11 protein-coding genes are annotated in these 15,204 nt (G+C 67.3%); 3 read left to right on the forward strand and 8 right to left on the reverse strand.

The features are described from left to right. Positions 1–16: 16 nt before the first annotated feature. The gene (locus RDCOP1_RS10660; RefSeq protein WP_072700161.1) at positions 17–205 is read right to left on the reverse strand and encodes a hypothetical protein; all 189 of its coding nucleotides are present in this window, start codon (positions 203–205) and stop codon (positions 17–19) included. A 211-nt stretch (positions 206–416) separates the two neighbouring features. Here RDCOP1_RS10660 and RDCOP1_RS10665 point away from each other — a divergent pair, with 211 nt between their 5' ends. Next, a complete protein-coding gene (locus RDCOP1_RS10665; RefSeq protein WP_072700163.1) occupies positions 417–917 on the forward strand; it encodes a beta-class carbonic anhydrase in 501 nt (166 codons plus the stop codon). 5 nt (positions 918–922) lie between these two features. Here the strand turns inward: RDCOP1_RS10665 and RDCOP1_RS10670 are convergent, their stop codons facing one another. Then, a complete protein-coding gene (locus RDCOP1_RS10670; protein ID WP_072700165.1) occupies positions 923–2,974 on the reverse strand; it encodes an elongation factor G in 2,052 nt (683 codons plus the stop codon). Positions 2,975–3,121: 147 nt separating this feature from the next. Here RDCOP1_RS10670 and RDCOP1_RS10675 point away from each other — a divergent pair, with 147 nt between their 5' ends. Beyond that, the gene (locus RDCOP1_RS10675) at positions 3,122–3,502 is read left to right on the forward strand and encodes an ArsR/SmtB family transcription factor (protein WP_072700167.1); all 381 of its coding nucleotides are present in this window, start codon (positions 3,122–3,124) and stop codon (positions 3,500–3,502) included. A gap of 18 nt (positions 3,503–3,520) precedes the next feature. Here RDCOP1_RS10675 and RDCOP1_RS10680 read toward each other — a convergent pair whose 3' ends face one another. From RDCOP1_RS10680 to RDCOP1_RS10695, 4 genes are read right to left on the reverse strand one after another with little or no spacing between them, the layout of a single operon-like run. Next, positions 3,521–4,285 (reverse strand): energy-coupling factor ABC transporter ATP-binding protein, encoded by a 765-nt coding sequence (locus RDCOP1_RS10680; protein WP_371836820.1) that lies wholly within the window; start codon positions 4,283–4,285, stop codon positions 3,521–3,523. Beyond that, the gene (gene cbiQ, locus RDCOP1_RS10685) at positions 4,282–5,043 is read right to left on the reverse strand and encodes a cobalt ECF transporter T component CbiQ (protein ID WP_072700169.1); all 762 of its coding nucleotides are present in this window, start codon (positions 5,041–5,043) and stop codon (positions 4,282–4,284) included. The genes RDCOP1_RS10680 and cbiQ overlap by 4 nt, the downstream gene beginning before the upstream one ends. Continuing rightward, the gene (locus tag RDCOP1_RS10690) at positions 5,040–5,426 is read right to left on the reverse strand and encodes a PDGLE domain-containing protein (RefSeq protein WP_072700171.1); all 387 of its coding nucleotides are present in this window, start codon (positions 5,424–5,426) and stop codon (positions 5,040–5,042) included. Before RDCOP1_RS10690 ends, cbiQ begins: the two co-directional genes overlap by 4 nt. Then, on the reverse strand, positions 5,423–6,112 hold the full coding sequence (locus tag RDCOP1_RS10695; protein ID WP_072700173.1) for an energy-coupling factor ABC transporter permease: 690 nt from the start codon (positions 6,110–6,112) through the stop codon (positions 5,423–5,425). The genes RDCOP1_RS10690 and RDCOP1_RS10695 overlap by 4 nt, the downstream gene beginning before the upstream one ends. 285 nt (positions 6,113–6,397) lie before the next feature. On the opposite strand from RDCOP1_RS10695, the gene RDCOP1_RS10700 reads away from it, so the two are divergent. Next, entirely contained in the window at positions 6,398–7,705 is a 1,308-nt protein-coding gene (locus RDCOP1_RS10700) for an MFS transporter (protein ID WP_169848874.1), read from the forward strand. Here RDCOP1_RS10700 and RDCOP1_RS10705 read toward each other — a convergent pair. Then, positions 7,699–9,456 (reverse strand): sulfite reductase subunit alpha, encoded by a 1,758-nt coding sequence (locus tag RDCOP1_RS10705; protein ID WP_072700177.1) that lies wholly within the window; start codon positions 9,454–9,456, stop codon positions 7,699–7,701. The two genes, RDCOP1_RS10700 and RDCOP1_RS10705, sit on opposite strands and share 7 nt — an antisense overlap. Continuing rightward, positions 9,453–14,948 carry a glutamate synthase-related protein gene (locus RDCOP1_RS10710; RefSeq protein ID WP_072700463.1) on the reverse strand — a complete coding sequence of 1,832 codons (5,496 nt, stop codon included), beginning with the start codon at positions 14,946–14,948 and terminating at the stop codon, positions 9,453–9,455. Before RDCOP1_RS10710 ends, RDCOP1_RS10705 begins: the two co-directional genes overlap by 4 nt. Positions 14,949–15,204: the final 256 nt, after the last annotated feature.

Raw genomic sequence — 15,204 nt, forward strand, 5'->3', positions numbered from 1 at the left:
GGCAGGGTGAAAAGGTCTACTCGGGTGCCTGGTCGTCGGGCTCGACAGGCTCGGTTTCCTCACGATCCGACGGGCTACCGGCCTTACCTTCCCGCTCGTGCTCGGCTTCGACGCGTTCTTCCATGTCGTCCACCAGTCGCGAGATCTTCTCGCCGGTGAGGTCGTCGTTGTCGGCAGGGGTGCCCGGTCGCTCGGATTCAGCCATCGAAATCCGTCCTTTCGTGAAGTTGCCCGGCGCGGGACCGCGCCCGTGCTCGGGACAGCACTTGCGATACCCGGGGTGTGGGTCGACGAAACCGGCGCGAGGCGAATCCCACACCGGGGTGCGTTCGGATCAGGGCGATCGGAGCGCTGGCAGACCGCGTGAGATCGGCGGATGATGGTACGACCCTGCCCGACGACGTGGAGATGAGCGCGTGACAGTCACCGACGAATACCTGCAGAACAACGAGTCGTACGCCGCCGGGTTCTCCGGCCCGCTGCCGCTGCCACCGAGCAGACACATCGCCGTCGTCGCCTGCATGGATGCACGCCTCGATGTGAGTCGTGCCCTCGGAATCGCGGAGGGCGAGGCCCACGTGATCCGCAATGCCGGCGGCGCCGTGACGGACGACGTGATCCGTTCACTCGCCATCAGCCGACGGCTGCTCGGCACCGAGGAGATCGTGCTGATCCATCACACCGACTGCGGCATGCTGACCTTCGCCGACGACGAGTTCACCCGCGCCGTCGAAGAGGACACCGGGATCCGGCCTCAGTGGGCCCCGGAGAGCTTCCGCGACCCGGAGGAGGACGTGCGTCAGTCGATGCGCCGGATCGAGGTGAGCCCGTTCGTCACCGAGCCGACGTCGCTCCGCGGATTCGTGTTCGACGTCGCCACGGGAAGGTTGAACGAGGTCGCGCGCGAGAGTTCCTGACGAGATCAACTCTCCGGTGGGGAGGTCACACGCGCGGCGAGGGCGTCCGGCATGGGCTCGTGCCGGATGTACATGCGCGCGAACTCGGCGGTGCCCTGCGTGACGGCCCGCAGTTCGACGGGGTAGCGGCTCAGCTCGATCTCGGGTACTTCCGCGCGCAGCAAAGCGATTCCGGGCTCGGGCGATTCGGTGCCGAGGACTCGGCCACGGCGTGAGGAGAGGTCGCCCAGCACTGCTCCGAGGAACTCTTCCGGGACGATGACCCGCACTGCGGCGACCGGTTCGAGAATGCGGACGGTGGTGTGCGCCGCGGCATCTCGCAACGCGAGCCCCGCCGCGGCCTGGAACGCCGCGTCGGAGGAATCGACCGAGTGGGCTTTCCCGTCGACGAGCGTGACCTGCACGTCCACGAGGGGACGTCCGATCGCGACACCTTTCGCTGCCTGGGTGTCGATGCCTTTCTCGACCGAGGGGATGAACTGACGGGGAACGGCACCCCCGACGACCTTCTCGGTGAAGACCACGCCGCTCCCGATGGGTAGCGGCTCGACCTCGATGTCGACCACCGCGTACTGGCCGTGCCCGCCGGATTGCTTGACGAGCCGCCCGTGACCTGCTGCCGGTCCGGCGAACGTCTCGCGGAGAGGCACCTTGTACTCCACAGGGTCGACCTGGACACCGTGCCGGGTTTGCAGGCGATCGAGCACCAGTTCGGCGTGAGCTTCGCCGGTGCACCACAGCACGATCTGGTTGGTATCGGCATTGTGCTCGACGCGCACTCCGGGATCTTCCGCCGCGAGTCGCGACAACGCCTGCGACAGTTTGTCGTCGTCGGTGCGGGTGTGCGCTTCGATCGCAATGGGCAACAGTGGAGTCGGAACCGGCCACATGTCGAGGTGCGCGGGGTGGTCGGGGTCGTGCAGCACGTCGCCGGGTTGCGCGGTCGCGAGTTTCCCGACCGACACCAAGTCTCCCGCGACCGCCTCGCCAACCGGACGCTGCTGTTTGCCGAACGGGCTCGTCAGGGCGGGGATGCGTTCGCGTGAATCACGGTCACCGCCGGTGAGCCCGACGATCGAGTCGGGGCGGAGCGTGCCGGAGTAGACACGGACGAGGCTGATCCGGCCCACGTATGAATCACCCGCGACGCGCACGACCTGGGCCACGAGGTCCGCATCCGGATCACACGCGGGAGCCCCGCGCGCACGGCTGGTGGGATCGGGAAAGCCTGTGGTGATCAGCTCGAGCAGTTCGACGGCACCGACTCCGTACTCGGTGGCGGGAATCGCGGGATGCAATGCACAGGAGAGTAATTCGCGGGTCAACCCTTCTTCGAGCGAAGCGGTGTCGAGTTGTTCTCCCGCGACGAACCGCTCCATGAGTGTGTCGTCCTGACCCGAGATCGCCTCCACCAGCGCCTCGCGTGCCTCCTGTGAAACCGGCGACGGGCTGCCGGGTTCGCCGTAGTGGCGCCCGGTCAGCAATCCGATGGACCCGACCGGGCGATCACCGTCGTAGACGGGATAGCACAGCGCGCGCAGGGTGTCGGGGCCGAGACCGAACGCGTCGTGGCATTCGGTGAGGACCTCGTCGAAACTCCGGCGGGCGATGTCGAGTTTGTTGACCACGATCGCCCGCGGAATGTTCTCTTCCTCGCATTCGCGCCACAATGCCTGCGTTGCGGCCGAGATCGGGTCGGTGGACGAGACCACGAACACGGCGGCGTCGGCGGCATGCACCCCGGCCCGCACTTCGGCGTCGAAGTCGGGATGGCCCGGCGTGTCGATCAGATTGATCTTGATTCCGTTCCACTCGAGGGCGAGCACCGTCAACTGCACCGATCGCTGGTGGCGTTGTTCGATCTCTTCGTAATCGGACACCGTTGTTCCCTCGGCCGTGCGGCCGGCGCGGCCGACCGCGCCGGTTGCCGCCGCCAGCGACTCGGTGAGGGTGGTCTTCCCGGTGCCGCTACAGCCGACCAGGACGACGTTGCGGATTCGATCCGGACTGTCGGCGACGGGTGCTTGCCGGCTGCGTGCTGCGGTGCGATCGGGCATCGGCGTGCTCCTCGAGTGACGTGCGCACAGTCTAAGCGGGTTGTGCCGTGCTCACGGCCGAATATGGTCTTCGGTCAATCATGTTGGCCGAGCGGCCTATCGGACGATGTGAGGTCACGGGCGCGTGAGGCTTCGTACACTCGGTGCATGACGGTTGACGCGGCCTTCGACTCCGACGATGTGCGCCGGGCAGCCGCCGCTCTCCGGACGCCCGACATCGGGCAGTGGGCGGATCGCTTCGAACTGCTGTCCGACGTCAACCGCCTGCGGTTGCTGCTGTGCCTGCATCATGCGCCCGGGATCTGCGTCACCGACCTGGCGGCGGCGCTCGAAATGACCGGGACCGCCGTTTCCCATGCGCTGCGCCTGCTGCGCAATCGGGGCTGGGTCACCGCCGAGCGGGAAGGCCGGCTGGTGAGGTACCGACTGGCCGACCCGACCGTGCACGAACTTCTCCATTCCATCGGAGCCACGCACGAACAAGCTGGTCATACGCACGGTCAGCACCACCACCCGGAACATTCGTGACGTGCCCGAACGGGCGGGTCACCCCTCCACCGGGTAGGTGCCGGACGGCGTGAGGCTGAAGCCCCAGGGGAGCTCGAGGCGGTTCTGCGCGAGGAGCCCGGAATCGGACAATATCGTCTCGATCGGCCCGTCCGCCGCCAGCCGGCCGTCGTTGAGTATCACCGCACGCGTGCACATCTGCGCGGCGTAGGGCAGGTCGTGGGTGACCATCAGCATCGTGGCGGAAAGACCGAGCAGAACCTCGGCCAGTTCTCGCCGGGACACCGGATCCAGATCGTTGGACGGCTCGTCGAGCACCAGAACCTCGGGTCGGCACGACAGCGCCGTGGCGAGTGCCACCCGTCGGCGCTGACCGGCGGAAAGGTGCACCGTCGTGCGCGCGGAATGCTCTTCCATGCCCACCGCCTCCAGGGCGAACCGCACGCGTGCGCCGAGCTCGGGCTCGGCCACTCCGAAGTTGGCAGGGCCGAATGCGACGTCCTGGGCGACCGTAGGCATGAACAGCTGGTCGTCGGGATTCTGGAACACGAGACCGACCCGGCTCCGGATCTCCCGGACGGTACGCCGCGTGATGGGGGTTCCGCCCACCCGCACCGTCCCGGAGGTGGCGCTCAGCACCCCGTTCAGGTGCAGCATGAGGGTGGTCTTGCCCGAACCGTTGGGTCCCAGGACGGCGACCCGCTCGCCGGGGGCCACCACGAGATCGATGCCGCGCAGCGCATGGCGGCCGTCGGGGTAGACGTACTGCAACCCTTCGAGTTCGATCGCGGGAGTCGCGTTCACGATGCGCTCCATGCCGCGGCGCACACCGTGCCGGCAAGTACGGCGGGAATCAGGCCGACAACCCATGCCGCGGGGGTCGCGGTCGAGCCTGTCGCCGGCACCGAACCCGTGAACCCCCGCGAGAGCATGGCCCAGTGGACCCGCTCGCCGCGTTCGTACGCCCGCACGAACAGCGACCCGACGCCGCGGGCTGTCGCACCCACCCTGTGGAACATGCGGGGATCGTCGCCTCGCGAGCGCCGGGCGATGTCCATGGTTCTGCCCTCGGCGGCGAGGATGCCGACGTACCGGAGCATGAGCAGGACAACCGTGGTGATCAGCGGAGGAATGTGCAGGCGGGACAGGCCGGCGGGCAGATCCTGCACCGATGTCGTTGCCGCGAGGACGAGGGATGCCAGTACGCCCAGCGTGCCCTTGACGACGATGCCCCACGCTGCGTACAGGCCGGGTACGGACAGCGACAAGCCCATCACCTCCACCCGGTCGCCGGACTCCGCGAAGGGAAGCAGGACCGCGAGAACCAGGAACGGCACCTCGATCAGCATGCGGGGCATCAGCCACGACGCCTGTATGCGCGCTGCGGCGCACACCGCGACGATGATCGCGAAATAGAGCGCGAACGCCCACATGGCTTCGCGCGGGGTCGCGACCACCACGAAGGTGAACAGGACCGCCCCGACGATCTTCACCTCGGTCGGAAGCCGGTGGACGGGCGTGGTGCCGGCGGTCCCGGTGTCGCCGAGCGTCGCGGAATTCACGGCCAGGTGTTCCCCGTGGATGCTTCGTGCGCCTGTGGATCGATGCTCGGGGTCGTCCCGCGACGACGGGCGAGCACCATGAACAGCCCGAACGCGACCACCAGCGTGACTACGGCGCCGGCGATGCCTGCGATACCGGTGGAACCTTCACGCGCGCCGACGCTGTAATCGGCCAGCGGACTGTTTGCGAGCGCGTGATCGGTGGCGCCGGCAGCGGCGCATTCACCGGAGAGCACTTCGGCTCCGCCGTCCTCCACTACTTCGCAGCCCCGAACGGTGGCGGCCTCGAGCCCGTCGGGGTCCGGAACGGCGAGGTAGGACACGACGCCTGCCAGCAGGAGCACCGCGACTCCCAGAACGACCAGAACTTTCTTCCTGCTCATGCCGGACTCCGATCCAAAGCGCGCAACGGTCGAAGCAGGTAGACGAGGTCCGGTCTCGCCCGGGCGACGGCTATCACCGTCATCGCCGTGATCACGCCTTCACCGATACCGATGAGGACGTGCACCCCGAGCAGGTACGGGGCGATGGTTCCCAGTGAGCCGGCCGTGCCGCCCACGGCGTATTCGATCAGGAAGCCTGTCGCTGCCAGGACGGTGGCGACCACGGATGCGGCGAACGCCACGACGCCGATGGAGGGAAGACCCGGGAACCGGCGGATGAGCGGGCGCAGAGCCACTGCGGTGCCGTACCCCGCGGCGACCCCCACCAGCGCCATGTTGGTGATGTTCATCCCCAGGGCGGTCAGGCCCCCGTCGGCGAAAAGCAGTGCCTGCACGACGAGTACCACCGTCAGGCACAGAGCCGCTGTTGCGGGCCCCACGAGGATCGCGGCGAGCGCGCCCCCGAGTACGTGGCCACTGACCCCGGGGAGGACCGGAAAGTTGATCATCTGGAGGGCGAACACGAACGCGGCGACGAGACCGGCAAGGGGAGCGGTCTTTTCGTCCAGTTCCATCCTTGCCCGCGGTAGTGCCGCTGCCAGCCCGAGCGCGGCGATCGCGAAGAAAACAGCCGATACCGGCGCGTTGATCAGACCGTCGCTCATATGCATTGCGGAGACATCCATGGGGGTTCCCTCCGACGTGGAAGATCTTTCGACCCTACCTGCCCGTCTGAACAGCTGGACATGTTTTCGAGCGCGTCGTCCGACGCGAATTCTCTTTCGGCATTGAATATTTCGGACAATCGGGACTGTGCGATCGTTCCCGCGCAGGCACTGCGCGGAGGTTGCCACCGGCACGCGCGACACTCCGGCGGTATACTCTTCCGGTTGCTCAGGGTCGGGCACGACGGGAGGCCGGGACGTCGTGCGTCTCTTTCCGCATGCGGAAAGTGTTGTGAAAAGGTATCGATGGCCCACCGCTCCACCCCGTCGCATTTCCGTGTCATGCACGATCTCGTCGGTTCCGCCTACTTTCCCGTCTCGGCGCTCGCTCGACTGCCGTTGTCCATGCTGGTCATGGGTGTGCTCACCTACGTCGTCGCCTCGTCGTCCGATTTCGCCGCCGCCGGCGTGGCCGCGGCGGTCACCGGCGTGGGTGTCGCAGTCGGTGCGCCACTGTCCGGCATCGCGTCCGACCGCTGGGGGCAGCGTCCGGCGCTTCTGCTCACCACCCCGATCTATGTCGTGGCCGTACTCGCTGTCCTCGCCGCCGGGAGTCCGGCGGGCGGCGCCGGCGGATTGTCACCGAGCCTGCTGGTCGCGTCGTTCATCGCCGGTCTGGTGGTGCCCCAATGCGGCCCGATGACCCGCGTGCGGTGGATTCGGGGTTTGTCCGCGCGCGGTTCGAACCGGGCCGTGGCGGAAGCTCAGGGCTACGAAAGCACGATGGACGAACTCGGGTTCGTTCTCGGTCCGGCACTGGTGGGAATCGTCGCCGCACTGTTCGGTGCCGCCGTTCCGCTCTACGTCCTGATGGCGCTCACAGCGGTCGTGGTGCCCTGGTTTGCGCTGCACCCCAGTGCGCGGTTCGCATCGCCCGAGAGCGGCAACGGTCCGGCCCCCGGTGAATCACCTTCCGTCGAGCATGACACCGTGCAGTGGGGTCCGGTCGGCATCCTTCTGGCCGGAATGGTGAGTATCGGAACGATTTTCGGGTCTCTCGCCACGATCGCGACAGTTTTCGCCGACGAGACCGGACATCCCGGCAGCGGCGGATCGATCTACGCCGCACTCGGACTCGCTTCCGGTGCCGCCGCGCTGAGCGTGTCGCGGTGGAGTGAACGCATGACGGTGCCTGTGCGGTGGACCGGCTGCGCGGTGCTGCTCGTTCCCGCATTGGCGTTGCTGTGGTTGCCGGGCGCACCGTGGCAGATGGCCGTCGTCCTGCTGTTCGTCGGCGCGCCGATCGGCCCGGTCCTCGTGACGATTTTCAGGGTGGCGGGCGAGTACACGCCGGCACGGCGACTCGGACTCGTCATGACGTTGCTCAGCGCCGGGATCACCACCGGTACCTCTATCGGCAACTGGGTCGGTGGCTCACTCGCCGACGGCGGGGGACACTCCGCGGCGACATGGGTGGCATTCGGCGCCGGCCTGTCGCTTCTGGCGTGCGGTGTGTGGTTCACGGCTGTGGGATCGGACTCGAAGGTGCGGGGCACGCCCACCGAGCGTGCCACCGCGATCCCTTCTACGCGGAAAGTCCTCGAGCATCAATAGACGTCGCGCACATACCGCTTCTCACGCTTGAGGCCCGTGATGTACTCGGCAGCCTGCTCTTCGGTCATCCCGCCGTGCTCGGCGACGATCGCGTGGAGCGCGGCGTCGACATCTTTCGCCATGCGGGAGGCGTCACCGCAGATGTAGAAGTGGCCGCCTTCCTCTAGCCACGCGAACAACTCGGCACCGCGCTCTGTCATGCGGGTCTGCACGTAGATCTTCTCGGCCTGGTCGCGGGAGAACGCGAGGTCCAGCCGGGTGAGCAGCCCCGAGGCGGTGAACTCGGCGAGTTCGTCCTCGTAGATGTAGTCACAGTCGCGGCGCTGATCGCCGAAGAAGAGCCAGTTCTTCCCGGCTGCGCCCCGCGCACGTCGCTCCTGGAGGAAGCCGCGGAACGGAGCGATGCCGGTACCCGGCCCGACCATGATCATCGGCACGGTGTCGTCGGACGGGACTCGGAACGCCTTGTTCCGCGTGACGAAGATGCCCACCGTGCCGTCGCCGACGCGGTCCGCGAGGTAGGTCGAGCAGACCCCGCGTCGCTCGCGGTCGTCGTCGCCGTAACGCACCGACGCGACCGTGAGATGGACCGACCCGTCGCACGCGTTCGGACTCGACGAGATGGAGTACGCGCGGTGCTGCAGCGGCCGCAACAGCGACAGGAACTCCTCGGCCGTGAGCTCCGGTGCGGGCTCGAGCATCAGGACGTCGAGAATGTCGCGTCCCCAGAGCCATTCGTCGAGTGCCGCCTTGTCGCCGTGCCGCAGCACATACGTCAGTTCCTCGTTGCGGGTGCGCTTCTCGACTTCCTCGAGCAGATCGACCGACGGTGCGGTGATCTCGTAGTCGTACGTGAGCAGGTGCGTGAGGGAGGTGTCGAAACCCGAGGGCACCACGGAACCGTCGAGGTGCAGCCTGTCGAGCAGTGCCCGCACGAGGGCGCCGTCGTTGATCGGGACGACGTTGAGCGCGTCGCCCGCCTCGTACTCGATGCCCGACTCGCCGAGCGCGAACTCGTAGTGGCGGATCTCCTTTGCCGAACCCGCGCCGGAGAGCACCCGGTTGGTGGTCAGCGTCGCCGGGTACGGGTTCTTCCGCGTCCATTGCGACTTGGGGCGCGCCGGTGCCGTCGGCGCAGCTGCGGCGGACGAACCCGTGCCCACGATTCCCTCGACCGCCGCGACGAGCGGCATCGTCTCACCGATCCACGCGGCCGCGGCATCCTCGAAATCGACATCGCAGTCGACGCGCGGAACGATGCGCCGGGCGCCGAGTTGCTCGAGACGGGTGTCGAAGAGCTTGCCGGCCTGGCAGAACCCGTCGTAACCCGTGTCGCCGAGGCCGAGGACCGCGAAGTGCATGCCTTCGAGCCGCGGAGCCGACTCCGCGGACAGCGCGTCCCAGAACAGTTCCGCGTTGTCGGGCATCTCGCCTTCGCCGTAGGTGGACGTGACGATCAGTACGTGGCCGAGCGAGGCGAACCGGTCGATATCGATGTCGTCGAGCGCGCACACGACCGGCGCGAACCCGTGAGCACGGGCTGCTGTGGCCGCGTCCTCGGCAATGGCTTCGGCATTGCCGGTCTGCGAGCCGTACAGCACGTGCAGTCCGGGTGCCGAGCCGGTCGTCCCGGCATCGTCGGCGGGACCACCGGCGATCAGGCGGGTCTGCATGCCCGCGAGGAAACCCGCGAGCCACGACCGCTGGTCGGTGGTGAACGGCGCGTCGAGGGGGATGAAAGGAGTTGTCATGCGGAGACTCCCGTGGTGGGGGCGAGAACGTTCGGCACGGCGTTGCGCGCGAACAGTTCCTCGTAGCCGGGCAGGCGACCGATCGCGTCCAGATTCTTGCGGCTCTGCAGGAGAATCCAGCCGTACGTTCCCGGAGCGTCGACCGACCGGACATTGCGCAGGGCGAGGGCCTGCTTGTAGTCGGTGAGTCGCTTGTCGGCGACCAGCACCGCCAGTTGCACGTCTGTGTGGTCGGCGATCGCGGCGAGCGCGTACCGTTCGAGCTTCGCGACGAGAAAGAAATCCTCGGTGAGCAGCAGATTGCGCGCGGCCTTCTGCACCGCCGGATCGGAGACGCCGGTAGCGCCCGGAACCTTCTGCAACGCCATGTCCTGCGCGGCGGCGAGCACCGTGTAGTTGTTCAGCAGCGAGTACATGGTCTCGGTGTCGGTACCCGACGGGGTCTGTCCACCGGCGACGGGCGCACCCGAGCGGTAGCTCTCCTTGAACTTGCGGACCTGGTGGGCGACCAGCGCCGACGCAACCTCCGCGGCGAGTTCCTTGCGCGTCGCGGCACCGAGGATTTCGTCGGCGTCCTGGTACTGGAGCAGTGCGCGCGGCATCCCGTAGGTGAAGTTGTGTTGCTCGACCTGCCAATTGTCGATCAGGAAGCGGGCTTTCGCGGAACCCGTCGCCTCGACGTGCAGCTGCAGCAGACGTAGCACGGCAGCGTTGTGGATCCCCGCCTGCGGGTCGTCCCCGGTGACGGACCCGAGCAGGATCGAGTCGGCGCTGGCCTTGCCGGGCAGCAGTCCGTCCGGGTCGTACTGGTAGACGAACCCACCCGACATGCCGTTGCCGAGGCCCTTGCCGAACCCGCCGAGGTTGAGCACCGCCCCGTTGGTCATGTACTCACAGGCGAAATCGCCGACACCTTCGACCACTGCCGTCGCACCGGAATTGCGGACTGCGAACCGGTCGCCGGCCTCACCCTGGACGAACAGTCGCCCACCGGTCGCGCCGAACAATGCGAAGTTGCCGATGAGCACGTTGTCGCCGCGTTCGCCGGATCCTCCACCGGGAGAACGCAGGACGATCTCGCCGCCGCACTGGCCCTTGCCGACGCCGTCGTTCGCGGTGCCGGTGTGCTCGAGGCGCATACCGTCGTTGCAGAACGCGCCGAACGAGAGTCCCGCCGACCCGGTGGTGGTGATGGTGACGGTGCCGTCGCGGAACCAGCGGCGGTTGCGCTCGTCGCGCAGCACCGACGGCAGTTCACCGTGGTCTTCGTGGTTGAGCATCCGCTCTATGTCGATCGCCAACTGTGCGCCGACGCTCTTGTTCCGGTTGCTCAGGCGGACTCCGTCACCGAGAACGACCGTGGTCGCGCGTGCCTCGATCAGGGCTTCCCGCAGCTGAACCAGCCACGCGTCGTCGAGCGAGTAGTCCTTTTCGAGGTAGACGGGGTTGTCGACGTGGACCTCGGGGAGCACCGTGAGCATGGCGCGCAGGTCGAGCTGACCGATGCTCGACGGATGGTCGAGGAGATGCAGCAGATCGGCGCGACCCCGCGCCTCCCGCAGCGACCGCAGGCCCAGTCGTGCGAGCACCTCGCGCGTCTCGTGTGCGATGTTGAGCAGATACTGCGCCATGGCACGCGGATCGCCGTCGAACATCTCCGGGTTGGTGGTCAGACCGGCCGGGCACTTGACGTTGCAGTTCTTTGCCATGACGCAGCCGAGCATCATCAACGCGGTGGTGCCGAACTCGAAACTGTCGGCGCCCAGCATCGCGGAGACGATGACGTCCGACGCGGTCTGGTGTGCGCCCGAGCAGCGCAGCACGACCTTCTCGCGCAACCCGTTCGCGGTGAGAGCCTGGTGGACCTCGGCGACGCCGATCTCCGCGGACCGGCCCGCGTACTTCAGGGACGTCACCGAGGCGGCGCCGGTACCGCCGGTGTTGCCTGCGACGTTGATGACGTCGGCGCCCGCCTTGGCGACGCCCACGGCGATGGTGCCGATCCCCTCCGAGGAGACGAGTTTGACGATGACGCGCACTCGTGCCGCCTTGCAGTCGTGGATGAGCTGCGCGAGATCCTCGATGGAATAGGTGTCGTGGTGCGGGGGAGGAGACACCAGTTCGACACCGGGCGTCGCGCCGCGTGCGGCTGCTATCTCCACGGTCACCTTCTTCGCGGGAAGCTGGCCGCCCTCACCGGGTTTCGCGCCCTGCGCGATCTTGATCTCGATCTCTTCGAGCATCGGATCGGCGAGGTAGCCGGCCCACACGCCGAAGCGACCCGACGCGAACTGCTTGATACGCGAACCACGGATCGTGCCGTACCGCGAGATGTGCTCCCCGCCCTCACCGCAGTTGGACATGCCGCCGACCATGTTGGTTCCGTGCGCGACCGCCTCGTGCGCATTGGAGTTCAGTGCACCGTGGCTCATCGCGCCCGAGGCCAGGGTCCGGGTGATCTCGTGTGCGGGCTGCACCTGGTCGAGACGCACCGCCGGCGGAGCCTGACGGACCAGCGCCAGGTAGTCGGCAGCGTCGCCCACCGCGTGCACGGTGAGGGTGTCGCCGTAGCAGCGGTGCGAGACGATGGCGTCACCGAACCGGGCGACGAGCGACCGGCCGAGCGCTGCGGGGCGGGTGTGGTCGCCGGCGAGAGGGCCCGTCAGGCGCAAAACGAACTCGTTCTCGTCGATGCGCGCCGCAGAGATGCCGCGCACCCGCATCGAATTGTTGCCGTACCGCGAGAACCGCCCCATCTCCTTGCAGAAGTCGTCGTCGGTGACCGCGAAGGTGACATCGGAGGGCAGTGCGAGAACGTCACGCAGTGCCGCGGGCCGGCGGGAGCGCTCTTCCGCCATCGTCCGGGCGAACGCCCGGTATCCGGGAGTGATCTCGAAGGAGTCGATTTCGTCGTCCGTCAGCGCCCGGAAGCCGCCGTACCGATACGCGTCGTCGTCGAGGCCGTGGGCATCGGAGAGGCGGTGCAGCGGCAGCAGACGGAGGGAATCCGTCAGATCCGGCTCGGCCTCGCGCGCGGCGGGCAGAGTGACGGGTTCCTCGGTCATGTCGACGAAGCCGCGCACGGCGGTGGTGCCGAACGAGTGCCCGGCACCCTCGGCCCGTTCCTTGAACAGGCCGAGCAGCGGGACTTCCGCCTCCGTCTCCACGGTGAGCGCGCGGCGGTGCCAGTCCGCAACGGCCTGGGCGATGGTGGTGAACCCGACGCCGCCCACGGGTGTGCTCACGTTGGGGAACCAGCGGCGCAGCACCTCGTCGTCGGTGTCGAGATAGCTCGGCTCGAAGAACTCCCCGCCGATGTACGACTCGACCGTGCACAACCCGACCCGGCCCATCGTCTTCATCAGCGACTTCTCGGCGGCCTTGCGGAACTTCAGGAAGGCGAGGTCGGCGTCGGCGCCGTACTTCTCCTCCGCTCGCATCTGCACGGTCAGCGGGTACACCGCGGCCGCACCGAATCCTAAGGTCGCGGCGATGTGGTGCGACGAGCACAACTGCCCGGACTCCACGATCACCGACACCCGCAGACGCAGACCCTCGTCGATCAGTCGCTGGTTGACCGCCGCGATCGCCAGGATCATAGGAAGCGCGGCACGATCGGTGGCGACGTGCCGGTCGGTGAGAACGGCGATGCCTCCGGACTCGCGGGCGAAGCCGGCGATGCGGTCCGCGACGCCGTCGATCGCGGCGGCGAGTGCGGCTGCGTTGGCCTTCGTGTCGTCGAAGACCGGGCTGTAGAGCATCTCGAAGCGTTGCACCGGGGTGTCGGTCTGCTCACGGATCCGGAGCATCTCGAGGTGCGTGAGGATCGGGGTGGGCACCACGATCTGGGTTGCGGTCGTCGAGGGTGCGCCGCTGCCTGGCCGAGCCCCCAGCGCGACACGTAACGTCATGCCGTCGGCCTCGCGGATGGAATCGAGGGAGGGGTTCGTCACCTGCGCGAAGCGCTGCGAGAAGTACTTGGCGACACCGCCTTCCTGATCCGACAGGGCGTTGATCGCGTTGCCGTACCCCATCGCGGAGATGCGCTCCTGACCCGAGGAGAGCATGGGGTCGAGCATGAACCGGAACGATTCCTGATTGAGCGCATAGGAGACGTAACGCTGGTGGCGTCCGAGGTCGCCGTTGTAACGCAGGGGAGAACCGGCCTTTTCCGCGGGCACGGGAGGGAGCGACTCGATCTCGCGACGGGCAGCATCCACCAGCGACGCGTAATCGCGTTCGCCGGCAAGCATCTCGAGAGACTCGACGGTGCCGTACGACCGCTGCGTGCGATGGTCGAAGTACAGCATTCCGCCGGCCTCGATGCGTCCCCGGCGCAGCACCGCACCGGGCGCGAAATCGAACTGCCCGGCCTCGGATGTCACCGCGAGGTACTCGTCGGTTTCGACTGTCCGCAGCGGACGCAGGCCGAGCCTGTCGAGGCGGGCGCCGACGACGGTGCCGTTGCCGAAGATCAATGCTGCCGGACCGTCGTTCTTCTCCTCGTACAGGGAGAAGAACTCGAGCATCGCGCGCACACGCGGTGACAACGACGTGTCGTTCTCCCAGGCCGGCGGCATCATCTGCACGACGGCCGTGACGAGGTCGAGTTCGTCGAAGGCGATACGGGAGGCGAGAGTCTGGTCGAAGCGGCAACTGTCGGATTGTCCGGGAGGACGCACGATGTCGCGGCCCCTCGCCCGTGCGAGTGCGCCCTCGAACAGGCGGTTCTTGCGGTCGGTGTTCAGTTCACCGTTGTGGGCCATGAGCCGGAACGGTTGCGCCATCGTCGGATGCGGGTCGGTGTTGGTGGAGAACCGCGTGTGGAAGAACAGGGTGTGGACCGAGTGCCGCGGATCGGTCAGATCCCGGAAGTACGGGATGACCTCGTGAGAATTCAAGCGGCCCTTGAGGACTTGGGTCCGGGCGCTGAGGGAGAGCGGGTACAGGCCGGCGAGTGCACCCGCGGTGTAGGCGTGTGTCTCGACGTCGAGGAGTACATCGTGGAGAACGCGGTCGAAATGCTCAGCCGACGTGCAGGTTTCGGGACGGGAGAAGATCCACTGCCGGATCGGAAGCTGGTATCGGATCGCCGCGGGACGCAGCACGTCGTCGTCGACCGGAACGTCGCGCACCGTGAGTACCGTGACGCCGGCCTTCTCCAGCGCCGACGTGATCAGGTTCTCGGCCGCCGCATGTGCCGTCGCATCGGCGGGGAGAAAGAAGTTGCCGACGCCGAAATGATCTTGCTGCAACGGGGTTCCGGTGACGGCGGAGAAGAACTCCACCGACAGGTCCACGTTGACGCCGGCGCCGTCGCCCACGCCCTCGGCGGACATGCCGCCGCGATGTGGAACCACACAGAGAGCTTCGTGGGCGCGATCGAGAATCTCGCGGGTCTGCACACCGTCCTTGCGGGTGATGAAACCTACGCCGCAGCTGCTCTTGTCGACAGTGCTGTCGTACAGCCCGGTGTCGTCGGCGTTCGTCAACGGAAGGCCCTCCTCGGCGGATCGGGTTCGGACGTCGTCCGACCGCGAGGACACGAAAGGGAAGGCGAAGATTCGCACTGATCCGCGATCGCATAGAGCTCTGCCGGAGACGGTGATGAGAAGCAGACGACGTTGTCCGGATGTGCCGAGCGATGCGACGGTGAAGCGCGCGAGCAGCGAAACCGATTGTAGCCTACGTGTTAACAGCAGGTTCGGCGTCGTGCATCACATCGCAGGTGCCCGCGCCGGCGACTCG

Origin of the sequence: Rhodococcus coprophilus NBRC 100603 (assembly GCF_001895045.1) — a bacterium.
Taxonomy (GTDB): domain Bacteria; phylum Actinomycetota; class Actinomycetes; order Mycobacteriales; family Mycobacteriaceae; genus Rhodococcus; species Rhodococcus coprophilus.

What these genes read in the sequence shown, in the direction of transcription:
- RDCOP1_RS10660 (WP_072700161.1), bottom strand. Translation starts at nt 205, where the DNA reads ATGGCTGAATCCGAGCGACCGGGCACCCCTGCCGACAACGACGACCTC.
- RDCOP1_RS10670 (WP_072700165.1), bottom strand. Translation starts at nt 2,974, where the DNA reads ATGCCCGATCGCACCGCAGCACGCAGCCGGCAAGCACCCGTCGCCGAC.
- RDCOP1_RS10675 (WP_072700167.1), top strand. Translation starts at nt 3,122, where the DNA reads ATGACGGTTGACGCGGCCTTCGACTCCGACGATGTGCGCCGGGCAGCC.
- RDCOP1_RS10690 (WP_072700171.1), bottom strand. Translation starts at nt 5,426, where the DNA reads ATGAGCAGGAAGAAAGTTCTGGTCGTTCTGGGAGTCGCGGTGCTCCTG.
- RDCOP1_RS10695 (WP_072700173.1), bottom strand. Translation starts at nt 6,112, where the DNA reads ATGGATGTCTCCGCAATGCATATGAGCGACGGTCTGATCAACGCGCCG.
- RDCOP1_RS10700 (WP_169848874.1), top strand. Translation starts at nt 6,398, where the DNA reads ATGGCCCACCGCTCCACCCCGTCGCATTTCCGTGTCATGCACGATCTC.
- RDCOP1_RS10705 (WP_072700177.1), bottom strand. Translation starts at nt 9,456, where the DNA reads ATGACAACTCCTTTCATCCCCCTCGACGCGCCGTTCACCACCGACCAG.